At 73.4% G+C, this 16574-nt stretch carries 17 protein-coding genes; 7 read left to right on the forward strand and 10 right to left on the reverse strand.

The window, feature by feature from the left end; all coding sequences use genetic code 11:
* The first annotated feature begins 1 nt into the window (after position 1).
* From ABZS51_RS10230 to ABZS51_RS10240, 3 genes are all read left to right on the forward strand, one after another.
* Positions 2-2749, forward strand: coding sequence for a sugar-binding protein (locus ABZS51_RS10230; protein WP_355438350.1), 2748 nt, complete (start codon positions 2-4; stop codon positions 2747-2749).
* 66 nt (positions 2750-2815) lie between these two features.
* Entirely contained in the window at positions 2816-3919 is a 1104-nt protein-coding gene (locus ABZS51_RS10235) for a winged helix DNA-binding domain-containing protein (protein ID WP_355438352.1), read from the forward strand.
* A 96-nt stretch (positions 3920-4015) separates the two neighbouring features.
* On the forward strand, positions 4016-4975 hold the full coding sequence (locus ABZS51_RS10240; protein WP_355438354.1) for a sugar kinase: 960 nt from the start codon (positions 4016-4018) through the stop codon (positions 4973-4975).
* Here the strand turns inward: ABZS51_RS10240 and ABZS51_RS10245 are convergent.
* The 4 genes from ABZS51_RS10245 to ABZS51_RS10260 form a co-directional block, all read right to left on the reverse strand.
* On the reverse strand, positions 4965-5900 hold the full coding sequence (locus tag ABZS51_RS10245) for a slipin family protein (protein ID WP_355438356.1): 936 nt from the start codon (positions 5898-5900) through the stop codon (positions 4965-4967). The two genes, ABZS51_RS10240 and ABZS51_RS10245, sit on opposite strands and share 11 nt — an antisense overlap.
* A 74-nt stretch (positions 5901-5974) precedes the next feature.
* A complete protein-coding gene (locus tag ABZS51_RS10250) occupies positions 5975-6493 on the reverse strand; it encodes a DUF4232 domain-containing protein (protein ID WP_355438358.1) in 519 nt (172 codons plus the stop codon).
* Between the two features lie 100 nt (positions 6494-6593).
* A complete protein-coding gene (locus tag ABZS51_RS10255; RefSeq protein ID WP_355438360.1) occupies positions 6594-7964 on the reverse strand; it encodes an MFS transporter in 1371 nt (456 codons plus the stop codon).
* On the reverse strand, positions 7961-8161 hold the full coding sequence (locus ABZS51_RS10260) for a hypothetical protein (protein WP_355438362.1): 201 nt from the start codon (positions 8159-8161) through the stop codon (positions 7961-7963). Before ABZS51_RS10260 ends, ABZS51_RS10255 begins: the two co-directional genes overlap by 4 nt.
* Before the next feature lie 63 nt (positions 8162-8224).
* Here ABZS51_RS10260 and ABZS51_RS10265 point away from each other — a divergent pair, with 63 nt between their 5' ends.
* Entirely contained in the window at positions 8225-9094 is an 870-nt protein-coding gene (locus ABZS51_RS10265) for a LysR family transcriptional regulator (protein WP_355438364.1), read from the forward strand.
* 30 nt (positions 9095-9124) lie between these two features.
* On the opposite strand, the gene ABZS51_RS10270 is transcribed toward ABZS51_RS10265, so the two are convergent.
* Positions 9125-9868, reverse strand: coding sequence for an ABC transporter permease (locus tag ABZS51_RS10270; protein ID WP_355438366.1), 744 nt, complete (start codon positions 9866-9868; stop codon positions 9125-9127).
* Between the two features lie 218 nt (positions 9869-10086).
* On the opposite strand from ABZS51_RS10270, the gene ABZS51_RS10275 reads away from it, so the two are divergent.
* A complete protein-coding gene (locus ABZS51_RS10275) occupies positions 10087-10296 on the forward strand; it encodes a S1 RNA-binding domain-containing protein (protein WP_310713325.1) in 210 nt (69 codons plus the stop codon).
* Positions 10297-10346: 50 nt separating this feature from the next.
* On the opposite strand, the gene ABZS51_RS10280 is transcribed toward ABZS51_RS10275, so the two are convergent.
* Complete coding sequence (locus tag ABZS51_RS10280) at positions 10347-10823, reverse strand: VOC family protein (RefSeq protein ID WP_355438368.1); 477 nt, start codon at positions 10821-10823, stop codon at positions 10347-10349.
* A 72-nt stretch (positions 10824-10895) separates the two neighbouring features.
* A complete protein-coding gene (locus tag ABZS51_RS10285) occupies positions 10896-12329 on the reverse strand; it encodes an MFS transporter (RefSeq protein WP_355438370.1) in 1434 nt (477 codons plus the stop codon).
* Between the two features lie 99 nt (positions 12330-12428).
* On the opposite strand from ABZS51_RS10285, the gene ABZS51_RS10290 reads away from it, so the two are divergent.
* Together ABZS51_RS10290 and ABZS51_RS10295 are read left to right on the forward strand one after the other, a co-directional pair.
* Entirely contained in the window at positions 12429-12878 is a 450-nt protein-coding gene (locus ABZS51_RS10290) for a MarR family transcriptional regulator (protein ID WP_355438372.1), read from the forward strand.
* A gap of 175 nt (positions 12879-13053) precedes the next feature.
* Positions 13054-13431, forward strand: coding sequence for a YbaB/EbfC family nucleoid-associated protein (locus tag ABZS51_RS10295; protein WP_355438374.1), 378 nt, complete (start codon positions 13054-13056; stop codon positions 13429-13431).
* A 215-nt stretch (positions 13432-13646) separates the two neighbouring features.
* On the opposite strand, the gene ABZS51_RS10300 is transcribed toward ABZS51_RS10295, so the two are convergent.
* The 3 genes from ABZS51_RS10300 to ABZS51_RS10310 form a co-directional block, all read right to left on the reverse strand.
* A complete protein-coding gene (locus tag ABZS51_RS10300; RefSeq protein ID WP_355438376.1) occupies positions 13647-14243 on the reverse strand; it encodes a YdeI/OmpD-associated family protein in 597 nt (198 codons plus the stop codon).
* Between the two features lie 152 nt (positions 14244-14395).
* A complete protein-coding gene (locus ABZS51_RS10305; RefSeq protein ID WP_355438378.1) occupies positions 14396-15277 on the reverse strand; it encodes an NAD(P)H-binding protein in 882 nt (293 codons plus the stop codon).
* Between the two features lie 2 nt (positions 15278-15279).
* Positions 15280-16530, reverse strand: coding sequence for an MFS transporter (locus tag ABZS51_RS10310; RefSeq protein WP_355438380.1), 1251 nt, complete (start codon positions 16528-16530; stop codon positions 15280-15282).
* Positions 16531-16574: the final 44 nt, after the last annotated feature.

Genomic DNA, 16574 nt, shown 5'->3' on the forward strand with positions numbered 1-16574 from the left:
TTTGCGCAGACCCTCGCCACCCCCCTCACCTCGCCGATGGGCGGTCCTCACCGCCGCGGCGTCGCTCGTCCTCGCGCTCGCCCCCGCCCCGCCCGCGTCAGCGGACCCGGCCGCGTCAGCCGACCCGGCCGCGACCGGCTCCGGGCCGGCGGCGGACCTCGACGTGCTGTTCGTCGGCGCCCACCCCGACGACGAGGCGTTCAGCCTCTCGACGCTCGGCCAGTGGAACGAGGACCACCACGTGCGCACCGGCGTCGTCACCGTCACCCGGGGCGAGGGCGGCGGCAACGCCGTCGGCCCCGAGGAGGGCCCGGCGCTCGGCCTGATCCGCGAGGCCGAGGAACGCACGGCCGTCGGCGGGGCCGGGGTCCGCGACGTGTTCAACCTCGACGACGTCGACTTCTACTACACGGTCAGCGCCCCGCTCACCGCCCAGATCTGGGGCGACGACACGCTGGAGAAGGTCGTCCGGATCGTCCGGCAGACCCGTCCCGAGGTCCTGCTGACCATGGACCCGGCCCCCTCCCCCGGCAACCACGGCAACCACCAGCAGGCCGCGCGCCTGGCCCTGCAGGCGTTCTACGCGGCGGCCGACCCCAAGGCGTACCCGGAGCAGATCACCCGCGAGGGACTGCGGCCGTTCGCGCCCGCCAAGGTGCTCCTCGGCGGCGGGCGCGGCACGTCGCGCACCGGCCCCGACTGCGCCGCCACCTTCCGCCCCGCCAACCCGGCCCAGAACGTCTACGGCGTGTGGAGCGGACGCCCCTCAGCGAGCCACAGCGGCCGGACGTGGGCCGCGATCGAGCGCGACTCCCAGCGCGCGTACGCCTCGCAGGGCTGGGCCGTCTTCCCCGACGTGCCCGCCGACCCGGCCCAGCTCGGCTGCGACTTCTTCACCCAGGCGGACGCGCGGGTGCCGTTCCCCGAGCCGGGCACGGCCGCCGCCGCGGCGCCCACCGCGATCCTCGACGGCGCGCTGGTGCGGGCGAGCGGCGCCGTGCCGCTCGGCACGCTGCTCGACCTGCGTCCCGGCACGTTCGACGTCCGCCCCGGCGCGGCGTTCACCGTCAAGGTCACCGCGACGGCGCCGCCGCGCGAGCCGCTGGGCCGCTCCACCGTGGCACTGCGCGTGCCCGACGGCTGGAAGGCCGACGGCTCCGGCGACCTGGGCCGGCTCACGCCGGGACGCACCGGCACGGCGACGTTCACCGTGACCCCGCCGAAGGGCGCGGCCCCCGGTGATCGGGCGCGGCTCGCCGCGACGCTCACGACGGAGCGGGGCACCGGCCACACCGACCGGCAGGTCGAGGTGAGCCCGGCCGTGCGCGGCGTCCAGCAGCTCCTGCCGCAGGTCGGCCAGTACGAGAAGTGGGCCGCCGAGGTCGGCGTGCCGCAGCTTCGCGGCCTGGTCACCCCGGTTCTCACGCTCCCGTCCGGCGGCTCGCGCCAGGTCGGCGTCGTCGTCACCAACGTCAGCGACGCGGCGCAGTCCGGCACCGTGCGCCTGGACCTGCCGGCGGGCTTCACCGCCGACCGGGCGGAGGCGCCCTACAGCGGGCTGGCCGCCGGGGCCTCGGCGACGGTCACGTTCACCGTCACCAACACGGACGCCTCGCTGAAGACGTCCAACGACGGCGGCGACTACGCCTACACGATCACCACGACCGGCTCCGACGGCTCCAGCGTGACCAAGCCGGCCCTGGAGCTCGTCCCCGCGACGGCCATCCCGCGGGCCGCCTCGGCGCCCGCCGTGGACGGCGCGGAGGGCGACGGCGAGTACACCGGCAAGGCCCTGGACATCTCCCGCCTGTGGGAGGGGACCGCGTGCTCGTCGGCGGCCGACTGCTCCGGCACGGCCAAGGTCACCTGGCACGACGACACCCTCTACCTGCTCGTGCAGGTCAAGGACGACGTGCTCGGCACCCGGCTGGCCGCCTCCGACTGCAAGCGGCACTGGCGCACCGACGCGGTCGAGGTGACGATCGACCCGCGCGGCACCTCCGAGAACACCTCCACGACGTTCAAGGCGGCGGTGCTGCCGGTGACGTCCGAGGGGCCGCCGTGCGCGCTGCGCGACGCCGACAACCACCAGGGGCCGGCCACGGGCGTGCGGATCGCGTCCAAGGTGTCGTCCGGCGCGTACGCCGTGGAGCTGGCCGTCCCGATGGAGCAGCTGCCGGGCGCGGTGGACCCCGCCCACCTCGGGCTGAACATCCTCGTGTACGACTCCGACACCCAGGACAAGACCGGCCAGACGCGCATCGGCTGGTCGACCTGGGGCGGCGTCCAGGGCGACCCGTACCGGTGGGGCGTCGCGACACTGCCCGGCTACCAGCCGCCGGCGGGCCGGCCCACCACGCCGCCCGACCCGGTGATCCCGGCCACCGGCCTGTCGAGCCTGGACTCGCCGCAGTCGCTGGAGCAGGCGGTCCGGCTCGGGCTGCCGCTCGCGGGCGGCCCGGCGGCGAAGGCGTCCGAGAGCGGCCGGGTGAGCGCCGCCACCCCTGGCGCCACCGGGGGCCAGGGCTCGGTGAGGGTGACGCTGCGGGCAGGTGGCGCCGGTGAGGCGCACCTGTTCGTCCGCGACGCCCAGGGCACGGCGGGCAGCCGGGTCGTCAAGGTCGGCGGGAAGGGCGTCACGACCGTGAGCGTGCCGCTGACGCGGGCGCTCGGCGCCGATCCGGCCGTCGTGGCCGGCTGGCTGGCCCCGGGCGGCGGCACCGCGGCCTCGCGGGTGACCGTGCGCTGACAACCTCGCGACAACGAAGGGAATCGCGGAAGCATGTCTTCCGCGATTCCCTCTAGCGTTGCCGGCATGGATCCCCTGCTCAGCCGCCGGGCCCTCAACCGGGCCACCCTCGCACGGCAACTGCTGCTGCGCCGTACCGGCCTGCCGGTGGTGGACGTCGTCGAGCACCTCGGCGGCCTCCAGGCGCAGACTCCCCACACCTGGTACACCGGCCTGTGGAACCGGATCGAGGACTTCGACCCCGCCTCGGCCTCCGGCCTGCTGGAGTCCCGCGCGCTGGTCCGCATGGCGTTGCAGCGCTCGACGATCCACCTGGTGAGCGCGCGCGACTGCCTGGCGATGCGGCCGCTGGTGCAGGTGGTCACGGAGCGGATGACCCGCACGACGTTCGGCCGGCGCCTGGCGGGCGTGGACCTGGACGAGCTGGCCGAGACCGGCCGAACGCTGCTGGCGGAGCGGCCCATGACGTTCGCCGAGCTGGGGCGGGCCCTCGCCGGGCGGTGGCCGGGCAGCGACCCGCACGCGCTCGGGCAGGGGGTGCGGTGGCTGGTGCCGCTGGCGCAGGTGCCGCCACGCGGGCTGTGGGGCAGGAGCGGCCCGGTCGCGCACGCCCCGGCCGACACGTGGCTGGACGGCCTCGACGTGCCACCCATGACGGCGGCCGTGCTGGTCACGCGCTACCTGGCGGCCTTCGGGCCGGCGACGGTGAAGGACGCGCAGACCTGGTCGGGGCTGACCCGGCTGGCGGAGGCGGTGGAGGGGATGGACCTCGTGCGGTTCCGCGGCGAGGACGGCCGCACGTACTACGACCTGCCGGACGCGCCCCGGCCGGACGAGGACGTCCCGGCGCCCGCCCGGCTGATGTACGACTTCGACAACCTGTTCCTGTCCCACGCCGACCGCTCCCGCGTGATCACGGGGACAGGGCTCCGCGCGCTCGGCGGGTTCATGGGGACGAACGTGATGCCGCGCCTCATCCTGGTGGACGGCTTCACGGCCGGGGACTGGACCGTCACCCGCGCCAGGGGCGTCTCCACGCTCACCCTCCACCGGTGGGAGCCGAGCGCCTCCTTCGACGAGGCCGAGGCTGAGGCGCGGCGGCTGCTGGAGTTCCTGGCCCCCGGCGACGAGCACCGGACAGCGGTGACCGACGGCCCCTCCAAGTCCTGACATGCCGTGCGATGTACAAGGGAGGGCCGCGAACAGTGGATCTATGCCCCCCACGGGCCGTATGTTGGCGAGCGTGCACGAGCGGAACCACCTCCGATGACCTCCCCCGCGACCGATCTGGTGACCTTCGGCGAGACCATGGCGCTGTTCGCCGCCCGCCGTACCGGCCCGCTCCGCTTCGCCCGTGACTTCGATCTCGGGGTGGGCGGCGCGGAGTCCAACGTCGCGATCGGCGTCTCCCGGCTGGGCCATCGCGCGGCCTGGGTGGGCCGGGTCGGCGCCGACGAGTTCGGCGACCTGATCCGGTCCACGCTGCTGGGCGAGGGCGTGGACGCCCGCGCCATCACCGACCCGGGCGCGCCCACCGGACTGATGATCAAGGGCAGGCGCACCGCCGAGCTCGTGGACGTGCGCTACTACCGCTCCGCGAGCGCCGGCTCCCGCCTGTCGCCCGGCGACCTCGACCCGGACCTCGTCGCCGGCGCCCGTGTGCTGCACGTGTCCGCGATCACGCCCGCGCTGTCCGGCTCCGCCCGGGAGGCCGTCCGGCACGCGATGGCGCTGGCGCGCTCGGCGGGCGCGCTCGTGTCGCTCGACGTCAACTACCGGGCGGCGCTCTGGTCGCCCGCGGAGGCCGGGGCGTGGCTGCGGGAGACGGTCGCGGACGTGGACGTGCTGTTCGCCACCGGGCCCGAGGGCCGGCTGATCGCCGACGTGGAGGAGCCGGTCGAGCTGGCCCGCGCCCTCGCCGCCCTCGGCCCCCGGCACGTGCTGGTCAAGGCGGGCGCGGAGGGCGCCCTGGAGCTGTCCGACGGCGTGGTACGGCACGCCGAGCCGTACCGGGTGACGGAGGTGGACCCGGTCGGCGCGGGTGACGCGTTCGCGGCGGGCTGGCTGGCCGGCTGGCTGTCGGGCCACGACCCCGAGGAGCGGCTGCGCACGGCCTGCGCGGCGGGCGCGTTCGCGGTCACCTCGCAGGGCGACTGGGAGAGCCTGCCCCGCCCCTCCGACCTGCACCTCCTCCAGCGCGGCACGGACGACGGCGTCAGCAGGTAGCCGCCCCGCGCTCCTTCGCGGGCTCCGGCACGGCGGCCTCCGTCAGCGCCGGCATGTTTTCCAGCGGCGCCTGCTCCAGCGGCGCCTGCTCCAGCCTCGGCTGACTGTCTCCTTCGATCTCGCCCGGCCCGGCCCGCTCTTCCCGAGGCTGCTCGGCCACCTGTCCGGTGGCCTGCGTGGCGCGGTCGAAGAAGCGCAGCAGCTCCACCGGCAGCGGCATGATCAGGGTGGAGTTCTTCTCGGCGGCGACCTCCACCACGGTCTGCAGCAGGCGCAGTTGCAGCGCGCCGGGCGTCTTCGACATGATCTCGGAGGCGTCGGCGAGCTTCTGGGAGGCCCGCAGCTCCCCGTCCGCCACGATCACCCGGGAGCGCCGCTCGCGCTCGGCCTCCGCCTGACGCGACATGGAGCGCTTCATGGTCTCCGGAAGCTGGACATCCTTGATCTCGACCCGATCGATGTGGATGCCCCACCCCAGCGCCGGGCTGTCGATCATCAGGGCGAGGCCCCTGTTCAGCTCCTCGCGGTTGGTGAGCAGGTCGTCCAGTTCGCTCTTGCCGATGATCGAGCGCAGCGACGTCTGCGCCACCTGCTCCACCGCGTACAGGTAGTTCTGGACCTCGATGGTGGCCCGCAGCGGATCCTGGACCCGGAAGTAGGCGACCGCGTCGACGCGGACGGAGACGTTGTCGCGGGTGATGCCCTCCTGCGTGGGGACGGGCATCGTGACGATCTGGACGTTGACCTTCTTCATCCGTTCCGCGAACGGGATGAGCATTCTCAGCCCGGGCTCCCGGACCTCCTTCTGGGCCCGGCCGAAGCGGAAGACGATGCCCCGTTCGATCTGGTTGACGACCCGCACGCTGCTGAGTGCCACCACGATGACGAAGAAGGCGATCATGATGAGAATGATGTTGATGTCCATGACGGCATCCCTTCCATGTCGAGCCTAGGCCCGGAAGAACCGTCATGGGAGGGTGCGGCCGACGTCGCCGGAAGTCAGCCCACCGGCGTCACGTCGACGCCGCCGCACACCGGGCCGCCGGGGAGGCGGACGGTCACGCCGGGCCCTCCGCCCGGGGGCGTCGCGCGCAGCCGGGCCGGGCTGACGCATCCCGGCTCGACGACCGTCCAGTGCAGGACGGAGCTCACGCTCGCGCCCGGCTCCAGGGTCGCCACCTCGCCGGGCCCCTCCAGGTTCCGCACGCTCACCGGCATGAGGCCGCCGTCCGCGTCGAGCAGGGCGATGCCCGGATGGCCGGACAGGACGCAGGCGGCGCCGGACACGTTGGTGAAGGTCAGGGGGACGTACCGGCTGCCCGCCCCGGGGTCCACCCGGCCGAGCCGTACCCGGAGGCCGCCGGCGGAGCAGACGTCCGCGCCGGCCGGGCGCCCGGTGGTGGACGACACGGGGGCGGACGACACCGGGGCGGAGGACGCGGGGCGTGTCTGGGTGCAGGCGGTGCCCGCCGTCAGCAGCAGCCCGCCGATAATCCCGGCAATCCCCAGCTTTCTCATCAACACCACTTATGCCCATCCAGAGCCCACCCAACTCCGCCAATCAGCCACGTAAGTGCAGCTAACGGGCATCGTCCCGCGCCCGCGCACCGGCGGCTGCTCAAGCTCGTCGGGCAGCCCCCGAGCCACGGGTGAACCAGACCGCGGCCACCCCGCACAGCACGGCCGCCAGCAGGAGCGAGAATGCGAAGCCGGTCACCCTTCCCAGGCCGGCGAAGGCGCCCATGAGGGCGACCCCGAGCGTGGCGCCCGTCTGGCGCACGGCGTTGAGCAGCCCTCCGGCCGCCCCGGCCGTGCCCTCGGGCGCCGCGGCGATGACGGCGGCCGCCAGGGCGGGCAGCACGAGCGACACCCCCGTGCCGGTGAGCAGCAGCCCCACGGCCAGCCACCCGTACCCCGCCTCGGCCGCGACCGCCCAGGCCAGCCCGCCGCCGCCCGCGGCGAGCAGCGCCAGCCCCACCAGGATCGGCGGGCGCGGGCCGACACGGGCGACGATCCGGCCGGTCAGCGGCGGGTTGACCGCGAACGGCAGGGTGAGCGGCAGGAACGCCAGGCCGCTGGCCACCGCGCTGAGGTGACGGCCCTGCTGCAGCAGCAGCGGCAGGACGAAGAGGCTGCCGTTCAGGGTGAAGCTCACCGCCGCCCCGGCGGCCAGCCCGGCCCGTACGCCGCCGCTGCTCAGGAGCGGCCGGTTGAGGACGGGGGCGTCGCTGCGCCGTTCCAGGACCACGAACGCGCGGGCGGCCAGCGCCGTGGCGATGGCGGAGACGGCCGCGTGCGCCCAGGACCGCGAGCCCGCGGCGATGAGCGCGTCGGTCAGCAGCGCGAGCACCGCGCAGGCGGCCAGCTGGGCCGGCCAGTCGATCCGCCGCTCGCCGCGCGGGCACGCCAGGCCCCGCCCCGCGGTCAGCGCGAGCACCAGCAGGCCGATCGGCACGTTCACCAGGAAGATCGCCCGCCACCCGGCCAGGTCCACCAGCGCACCGCCCGCGACGGGGCCGGCGGCCACGGCCGCGCCGCTGATCGCCGCCCACGCCGCCACGGCGCGGGTCCGCTCGGCCGGTGCGGGGTAGAGCCGCGCGATGACGGCCATCGAGGCGGGCACGCAGGCGGCTCCCGCCGCCCCCAGCACCGCCCGCAGCCCGACCAGCACGCCCAGCCCCGGGGCGAACGCCGACAGCAGGGAGCCCAGCGCGAACACGGCCACTCCGGCGCGCAGCACCCGTTCGGCCCCGTAACGGTCGGCGACCGCCCCGGCCGACAGCAGCAGCGCGCCGAAGACCACGGTGTAGCCGGTGGTCGCCCACTGCAGACCGGCGACGGAGGTGCGCAGCGAGACGGCCAGGTCCGGCTCGGCGACCGAGAGCACGGTCATGTCGAGGAGCACCATGAAGTAGCCGAGCGACACACCGAGCAGCGCCGCCGCGCGCCCGCGACCCGGCGGGGCCGCGACGATGGAGGGAGAAGTCATGCGCCCCACTGTCCGGCCCGGCCCGCACCCCCTCCACCGGCAGTGCCGAAGCCCGCGTTCGGAATCTCCGAACGCCCTCGCTGCACCGGAGGCAGCGGGAAGCGGTGGATCTCGGCGCGGTGACCCGCCGAACCGGCGAACTTGGCGTCATCGGTGAGCAGCGGCACCCCCAGCACCTCGGCGAGCGCCACGTACATGCCGTCTTCTCCGGAATGCCGGAGCCGGTCCGGGCGGTTGGGACGGGCGTGGAGTTGCGTCAGTTGCGGACCTTCGAGGCCGTCGTACGGCACCGGACGGTCACCGACGCCGCCAACGCCCTCGGCATGGCCCCGTCCAGCGTCTCCGAGCAGATCCGCGTCCTGGAGAGGTCCCTCGGCGTGACGCTGTTCGACCGGACGCCGAAGGGGATGCTCCTGACCGGGGCCGGGCGCCGGCTGCAGGGCTGGGCGCGGCGCCTGCTCGACCAGGCCGAGCAGGCGCGCCGGGAGGTGGCGCGGCAGCCGGAGGACGTCCGGCTCGGCGCGCTGGAGACGATCGTCGCCGCGTGCGTGCCGCGGGTGCTGGGCAGACTGGCCGAGCGCCGTCCGGGGCTGCGGGTCGAGGTGCGGCCCAGTGTGAGCCGCGACGACCTGCTCGCCGACGTGACGTCCGGGCGGCTGGAGGCGGCGCTGGTCCTCGACACGGGCGACGCGCTGGGTGATCTCGGGTTCGCCCCGCCGCCCGCGCCGCTGACCTTCCTCGACGTCGACTCCGTCCCCCTCGTCCTGGTCGCCGCTCCCGGCCATCCGCTGCTCGAACGGTCCCCGCTGTCCCCGGACGACCTGTCCGGCGAACGGCTGCTGGTCAACGCGCCGGGGTGCTCGTTCCTCATGGCCGCCGACCGGCTCATCGGGCCCGGGCCGGAACGGCTCCCGGTGGGCGGGGTGCAGGTGATGCGCGCCTGGGCCGAGCAGGGCCTGGGCGTCGCGCTGCTGCCGGACTTCGCGGTGTCCGCCGCGCTCGCGGCCGGGACGCTCGCCCGGCTGCCGTTCCCGGCGCCGGATCTGGAGCTCCGGCTCGTCTGGCACGCCGACCGCGAGCACCTCCCCGGGCTCCGCGACGTCCTCTACGCGGCCGGCGCCCCGGGCTGACGCCTGTCCGCGGGTTCCCGGACGGCGCTCTCAGCGGCCGAACCCGCCGCGCGCGACCACCTCGATGGTCACCACGGTCGCCACCGCCTCGGCGGCCAGCAGCGCCACCAGCACCACGAGCTGCACGATCCCGGCCTGTACGGGACTCGCCCCGCCCAGCAGCATGCCCACGAACGCGCCCGGAAGCGTGACCAGCCCCACGGTCCGCGTCTGGTCCAGGGCGGGCACCAGCGCCTGGGCTGCCGCCGGGCGGCAGATCTCCAGCGCCGCCTCCCTCGGGCCGAACCCGAGCGACAGGGCCGCCTCCACCTCTCCTCTGCGCTGGACCAGCTCGTCCATGGCACGCCGCCCGGCCAGCGTGGTGGCGGTCAGGCAGCCACCGAGCAGGATCCCGGCGACCGGGATGATCACGATCCCGGCCGTGGTGATCACCCGGCCCGCGGCCAGGACGCCCAGCACCGGTACGGTGCCCGCCGCGATGGGCACCGCCGCCCACCACCCGGCCCGGCCGGGGGTGATGCGCCGGCCCGCGGTGAAGGCGGCGACCCCGTACATGAGCAGGATGAAGCCCGCCACCGCGGCGGAGAGGGTGACCACCCAGGCGATCACCGCGGACACCGCGCCGAGCTGTGCGGCCGCGCGCAGGCAGGCGGTGACGACGGCGCGTCCGTGACCGAGCCGGCCGAGCCACGCCACCAGCGTCGCCAGCACGACGAGGACGAGCAGCGCGACCGGCAGGAGCGGGGTGACGGTGATCAGCGATGAGGAGCGCACGACAAGCAGTCTGACGCCGCCCGCTGCTCCCGCCGGGAGGCGGGGCCCTTCCGGACCGGCCTTTCCCGGGCTACCATCGGGTCCATGACTGCCGGGTCGGCCATGCGCCGCGCACAGAACGGGCACCCGGCCGGCGTTTGATCACCGCGCGGGCCAGAGGCCCGCCCCCGTCGCGAGCAGTGCGGACAGCCACTCGTGACGGAATGGAGGTGACATGTATGAGCTGGCAGGATTTTCTCGCCCGTCACCAGGTCGGTGACGTCGTCGAGGGCGTGGTGACCAGTCAGGTGCCGTTCGGTTCGTTCGTCGAGTACGACGGCTTCACCGGTCTCGCGCCCCAGCAGTCCTGGCCCGTCGGCAGCCGCGTCTCGGTCAGGATCCTCGCGATCGATTCCGAGAGGCAGCGGTTCAGCCTGGCCGGAGTGTGAGTGAGCGCTGATCCGGGGGAAGGGCACTCCCCCGGATCAGCCGCCTGAGGTCAGTCCGTCGGCGAGGGCGCCTCGGTGCCGAAGCCGTCGAGCGAGCGGCGCTCCTCAAGACTCAGCGTCTCCTGGAACACCGTGATGTGCAGCCCGGCGGGGGCGTCGAGCCGCGCGTTCAGGGACTGCCACGGGGTGAGGGTGGGCGGCGCGACCTGCTCGGCGCCGGCCTCCACCAGCCGGTCCGTGGTGCCCTGGGCGTCGTCGACCTCGAACGCGATCCGGATCCTGGGCGCCACCTGGCGGCCGACCTCGACCTCGTCGATGAACTCCTTCTGGGCCGTGTTCGCGATCTCCAGGGTGGCGCGGCCGGCGTCGAGGATCGCGACCCGGGCATCCCCGTCGTTGGAGAACGCCGCCTGCTCGGGCAGCCCCAGCACGTCCCGGTAGAACGCGAGCGCCGCCTCGTAGTCCTCGGCCTCGACGACGAGGCGGAGCTGGCGGACGGGGGACGGCTTGTCCTCGGCTGTGGTCATGGGAGGCTCCTGCTCTTCACGTGCTCGATGCTTCGTCGAGGAACAACCGCCGCGACGCCTGAGCCGTTCCCGTCATGCGTCCTGCGGCGTGGCGGAGACCGCGGCCGCGGGAGCCTTCCGCCGTACGGCGAAGGGGGAGATCGCGGCGCCGATGACGGCGGCGGCCGCGCTGAGCCAGAACAGGGTGGTGAAGGCGGAGTCGGGCACGCCCACGGCGCGTCCGGAGGTGCTGGAGACGATCACCGCGGCGGCGAGCTGGCTGCCGATGACGCTGCCGACGGTGCGGGAGATGTTGTTGATGCCGTTGGCGGTGCCGGTCCGGGTCAACGGCACGATGTCGGCGATCAGCTTGGGCAGCGCGCCCATGACAAGCCCCGATCCGGCCCCGACGATCCCGTAGAACACCAGATGCTCCCATCGAGCGGTGTGCGCCATGGCGATCAGTACGGCCCCCGTGGTGAACAGCAGGAATCCGCCCGCCAGCGGCCAGCGCGGACCGAGGACCGAGGTGATCCGGCCGACGGCCATGCCGGCAGGGATGATAGCCAGCATGCCCGGGAGCAGCAGCAGCCCGGCGACGGTGACGGACGTCCCGAACCCGGCGCCGTCCGCCCCCGGCCGCTGCTGGGCGAACAGCGGCATGGTCAGGTAGAAGAAGTAGGATCCCGCTCCGAACAGCAGGGCGGCGGCGTGCGTGACCAGCATGGGCGGGTCGGTCAGCTCGCCGACGTCGATGAGCGCGTCCTTCCTGGCCCGCTCCACCACCATGAGCCCGCCGAGCAGCAGCACGCCGAGGGCGAACAGGCCGAGCACCCACCCCGACGTCCAGCCCCATGAGGGCCCCTGGGTGAGGGCGAGCAGCACCGCGACGAGGCCCGCGGCGAGGAGCGCGGCCCCAGGCAGATCGAGGCCACCCGAGGCGGTGTGCCTGCTGACGGGCACCCACCGCGTCACCATCAGCAGGCTCACCACCGCCAGCAGCGCGCCGAGGACGAACAGATACCGCCAGGACAGGTGGTCGGCCATCAGCCCGCCGACCACCAGGCCGAAGCCCGCGCCGGCGCCGACGACGCCGGACACCAGTCCCATCGCGAACGGCAGCCGCTCCCGGGGCAGAGCCTCCCGCAGGATCGCCATGGACAGCGGCACCACCGCCAGCGCCGCGCCCTGGACGACGCGGGCGGCGATGAGCTGGCCGATGTTCTGCGCCATGGCGGCCCCGGCCATACCGGCCGCGTACGCGACCAGCACGCCGATCATCACCTGCCGCTTGCCGTACAGGTCGCCCAGGCGGCCGAGCAGCGGCGTCAGCACGGCGCTGGAGAGCAGGAACGCGCTCAGGATCCAGGCGGACCAGGCCCGGGTGGTTTCCAGCTCCCGGGTCAGGAGCCCCAGGGTGGGGACCACCACTGTCTGCATCAGCGAATAGCCGAAGACCGCCGTGACGAGCGTGACCATGACTCCGGTGACGTTCGCGGCGGGGTCCGTCGTGGGGGACGCGGTCATGAAGACCCCTTCTAGTTCGTAGTACGTATAGTTGGCTATGCGAACTACAGTAGTTGGTAGCGCGAACTATCGTCAATTAGACTGAGCGGAGGAGGTGCCATGACCAGCACGACGGGCACAGAGGCCGACGTACACCTGGACTTCGCCGCGGCGTTGGTGCGCATGTCGCATGTGGTGCAGTACGTCTTCGCCGACGTGAGCCGCGAGCACGACATCACCCCGCAGCAGGCGCAACTGTTGTGCCTGCTGATCGGCGGCCCGGTCGGCATGACCGAGCTCAGCAGGCTTCTCCATCTGGAGAAGTCCAGCCTCACCGGACTCGTCGACCGCGTGGAGCGGCGCGGGCTGGTTACCCGGGTCCGCGACCTGGAGGACCGCCGCGCCTGCCGGATCGAGCTGACGCCGGAGGGCACACGGCTCGCCGTCGAGTCGCACGAGCAGATCACCCGGAAGCTCACCACTCTGGGCGAGGTGCTGCCGGACGCCGACAGGCAAGGGTTCGCCGCCGTCGTCACACACCTGCTCACCCGGTACGCGACCCAGCAGTAGGCCACCGTGCGGCCCGTGACGATCGCCGCCGGCTCCGGCTCCTCAAGCGCGGATGATCTCCATGGCCACCCAGTCCTTGATCATTCGTGGCCCGGTGGTCACACGCAGGCCACCTGAGCTCATTACCTTGCCCTCACCTTTGTGCCGATGTGCCGACGTGAGAGGCGGATCACCCGTGGGAGAGCCCTTCCAGCTGATGCTCGACGAGCTGACCGCGGAGTACGAGCGGCAGCTGCGTCGCGTCCGGGACGCCTACGGCAGGCTGGCCGAGCTGGAGGCCACCGCGCGGTCGGGCGACGGGATGGTCACGGTCAAGGTGGGACCGCGCGGAAAGGTGCGGGCCATCGAGCTGAACCCACGGGTCTACCGCAAGCTGTCCCCCTCGGAGCTCTCCCACGAGATCATGACGCAGATCGAGCGGGCCACCGCGTCCGTGACCGCGAGCTCGCAGGAGCTCATGGGCCCGCTGGTGCCTGACGACGTCCCGGTCGAGGAGCTGCTCGGCGAGGGTGCCGTCCTCGCGTACCACCCGCCCCGGCCGGGCCGGGCATGAGCCGGGACGGTTGCTCCGTCGCCTGGGAGGCGTTACGGCGCCAGGGCTCGGTCGTCAGGGACCACTGTGATGAGGTGGCGGAGGTTGCGCGGACGCTCCGGCAGGCGTTCGACAGGGATCGGGCCACCCTGGGCGACGACGTGTACGGAGCGGAGCTGGCCGGGCGACTCCCCGGGATCGAGAAGGGGATCTTCGCCTCGAAGCCGGTCGTGTGGTCAGCGCACCTTCTCGCCCGCCGCGAGCGTGGCGACCATTCTGCGCAGGCGGGCCGCCCGCGTCTGCGGCGTCCTCGCGGTCATGAGCCGCAGGATGACCGTGTACCGGTCCGTCTTGCCGAGGGTGTCGAAGAAGGTCCTGGCCCGCTCGTCGCCCTCCAGTGCCATGGTCAGATCTTCGGGGACGGTGACGTTCCTCGGTGACTCGTACGCCGCGTCCCACCGCCCGTCCGCCTGGGCCGCCAGCACCGCCGCCAGGCCCGCCGGACGCATGCGGCCCTCGGCGAGGAGCTCCCCCACCTTGGCGACGTTCACCTTCGACCACACGCTCCTGGGCCGGCGCGGCGAGAACCGCTGCAGGTAGGACGCCTCGTCGCACGATCGGGTGTGGCTGTCGATCCAGCCGTAGCAGAGGGCGACGTCGAGGGCCTCGCCACGGGTCACGGACACCGTGCCCGACCCCTTCTTGGCGATCCTCAGCCAGATGTCGGCCGCCGATCCGTGATGCTCGGCCAGCCAGACCTCCCACTCGTCGGCGCTGCCGAACGCCATGACACTCGTGTCCGTGCCGGTGGTGGCGACGGGTCCTCGGGGCATCTGGATGTTCCCTTCCTCGGCTCGGGTGACGCCGGCGTCCTGCCGCGCACAGGGAACGCTACGAGGCATTGAGGAACGTCACGTTCCTCAAAGGAAGGGGAGAACGTCATACCTTCTTGACGACCGCTTCCCCGGGGAACCTGATCGACGCGTCATCGAGCGACGTCGGCGAACGCCGCGGCGTGGTCGCGGACGAAGTCGGCGATGTCGCGCGGGGGGCGGCCGAGCAGGCCGGCGACCGTGCCGGTGGTGAAGTCGCCCCAGCCGGAGACGTACGCCTGCGCGTACTCCTCCAGCATGTCGACGATCCAGGCGGGGACGCCGTGGCCGAGCAGCGTCTTGCGCTTGGCGTCGTCGCTGACCGGCAGGTACGTGACGGACCTGCCGAGGGCGTGACTCAGCCGGCCGGCGACCTCGTCGAACGTCAGCGAGCGCGGGCCGGTGAGGGTGTACGTCTCCCCGTGATGACGGTCCGGGTGGTCGAGGAGCACGCGGGCGGCGCACTCGGCGATGTCGCGTACGTCGATCATGCCGATCCGCGCCGAGGCCATGTTCAGCGCGAACGTGCCGGTGGCGGCGATGTCGCCCGCCTCGTTCAGCAGGTTCTGCATGAACCAGTGCGGGCGCAGGACCGTCCAGCGCATGCCGCATCGTTCGGTCTCCTGGTCGGACAGGGCGTGCAGTCTGCCGCTGCGGTTCGGCGCGTCGTGCGCCGCGCCGACGACGGACAGGCGCACGACGCGCTCCACACCGGCCTGGCGTGCGGCCCACATGACGTTCATGTTGTTCTCCGGAGCGCGCGGGCCGTTCGGGGTGAGCAGCCACACGTCGTGCACGCCCTCGAAGGCGGGCGGCAGCGACCGGGCGTCGTCGAGGTCGCCGACGAACACCTCGGCGCCCTGCCGGCGCGGGCCGTCCGCTCTGGACTCTTCGCGGACGAGAGCGCGAAGGTCCACATCGGCCCCTTCCAGCGCGGTCTGCAAGGCGGTGGACACGGTCCCGGTGGCTCCGGTGATCAGTACGGTGCGCGACACGCTCATTCTCCTGTGGTGGTGGGGATACGGACTGAGGTCTTCGAGGGCTTGCCTGCCGCCCGGTCGGCGGTGACGCGCTCCAGGCACCAGAGCACGACGGTTCCGGCAGACAAGAGGGCGCCCAGGACGCACACGCCGGTCCAGCCGCCGGTCAACCAGACGACCGAAGCCAGCGCGGAGCCCCCCGCGCCGCCGACGAACAGGGACGTCATGAAGGCGGAGTTGATCCGGTTGCGGGCCTCGGGCCGGAGCGCGTAGAGGACGTTCTGGCTGCTGTTGAGCACCGCCTGATGCGCCAGGTCCAGCACGATCACGCCGGCGAGCAGCCAGATCAGCGAGCGGCCGCCCGCCGAGATCGCCGCCCAGGACGCCACCAGCAGGACCGTGCCGGCGCCGGTCACGATCTGTACGAGCCCGCGGTCGGCCAGCCGCCCCGCCACCATGGCGGTCAGCGCGCCCACGGCGCCGACCAGCCCGAAGAGGCCGACAGCCGACTCCGACCAGCCGTACGGCGAGCCCACCAGCAGGAAGGTCAGCGCCGTCCACAGCACGCTGAACGAGGCGAGGCTCAACGCGGCGATACCCGCCCGCCAGCGCAGCAACGGCTCGTACCGGAACATCGCGACCGTCGAACGCAGCAGGCCCAGGTAGGACCGGCGTCCGCCGTCTCCCCCGAGCCGGGGCAGGAAGGTGCGCAGCAGCACGGCCATCAGCGCCATCAGCGCCGCGTTCATCCAGTAGACCGTCCGCCACCCGCCCAGCTCCGACAATGCTCCGGACGCGGTGCGCGCCAGCAACAGGCCGAGCATCAGCCCGGTCATCACCGTGCCCACCACCCGGCCACGCTCGGCCGGGTCCGCGAGCGTCGCCGCGAACGGCACCACCACCTGCGCTCCGACCGAGGTCAGCGCGGTCAGGGCCGTGCTGACGAGGAGCACCGTGCCGTTGGGGGCGGTGGCCGAGACCAGCAGGAACACCGCGGTCACCGCGTAGAGCGACACCGCCAGCCGTCGCCGCTCCATCAGGTCGCCGAGCGGCACCAGCAGGATCAGCCCCAGCGCGTAGCCGCCCTGCGCGGCCGTCACCAACAGCGCCGCCCGCGACGGCCCGATCGCCAGCTCCCGGCCGATCAGGTCAAGCAGCGGCTGCGCGAAGTAGTTCCCCGCGACCGCCAGCCCCGTCGCCACGGACATGAGCAGGAGCAGTCCGCGTGACAGGCCGCCGCCGTCCTCGTGAGGTCTCATCGCTGTCATGCCCCAAGCCTGGACGACAGGAGATCAATGAGTCCAACACATGC

Origin of the sequence: Nonomuraea sp. NPDC005501 (genome assembly GCF_040605905.1) — a bacterium.
Classification (GTDB): domain Bacteria; phylum Actinomycetota; class Actinomycetes; order Streptosporangiales; family Streptosporangiaceae; genus Nonomuraea.

What these genes read in the sequence shown, in the direction of transcription:
- ABZS51_RS10250 (WP_355438358.1), bottom strand. Translation starts at nt 6,493, where the DNA reads ATGAGAAAGCTGGGGATTGCCGGGATTATCGGCGGGCTGCTGCTGACG.
- ABZS51_RS10260 (WP_355438362.1), bottom strand. Translation starts at nt 8,161, where the DNA reads ATGTACGTGGCGCTCGCCGAGGTGCTGGGGGTGCCGCTGCTCACCGAT.
- ABZS51_RS10275 (WP_310713325.1), top strand. Translation starts at nt 10,087, where the DNA reads ATGAGCTGGCAGGATTTTCTCGCCCGTCACCAGGTCGGTGACGTCGTC.
- ABZS51_RS10280 (WP_355438368.1), bottom strand. Translation starts at nt 10,823, where the DNA reads ATGACCACAGCCGAGGACAAGCCGTCCCCCGTCCGCCAGCTCCGCCTC.
- ABZS51_RS10310 (WP_355438380.1), bottom strand. Translation starts at nt 16,530, where the DNA reads ATGACAGCGATGAGACCTCACGAGGACGGCGGCGGCCTGTCACGCGGA.
- ABZS51_RS10300 (WP_355438376.1), bottom strand. Translation starts at nt 14,243, where the DNA reads ATGCCCCGAGGACCCGTCGCCACCACCGGCACGGACACGAGTGTCATG.
- ABZS51_RS10235 (WP_355438352.1), top strand. Translation starts at nt 2,816, where the DNA reads ATGGATCCCCTGCTCAGCCGCCGGGCCCTCAACCGGGCCACCCTCGCA.
- ABZS51_RS10245 (WP_355438356.1), bottom strand. Translation starts at nt 5,900, where the DNA reads ATGGACATCAACATCATTCTCATCATGATCGCCTTCTTCGTCATCGTG.
- ABZS51_RS10255 (WP_355438360.1), bottom strand. Translation starts at nt 7,964, where the DNA reads ATGACTTCTCCCTCCATCGTCGCGGCCCCGCCGGGTCGCGGGCGCGCG.
- ABZS51_RS10285 (WP_355438370.1), bottom strand. Translation starts at nt 12,329, where the DNA reads ATGACCGCGTCCCCCACGACGGACCCCGCCGCGAACGTCACCGGAGTC.
- ABZS51_RS10290 (WP_355438372.1), top strand. Translation starts at nt 12,429, where the DNA reads ATGACCAGCACGACGGGCACAGAGGCCGACGTACACCTGGACTTCGCC.
- ABZS51_RS10240 (WP_355438354.1), top strand. Translation starts at nt 4,016, where the DNA reads ATGACCTCCCCCGCGACCGATCTGGTGACCTTCGGCGAGACCATGGCG.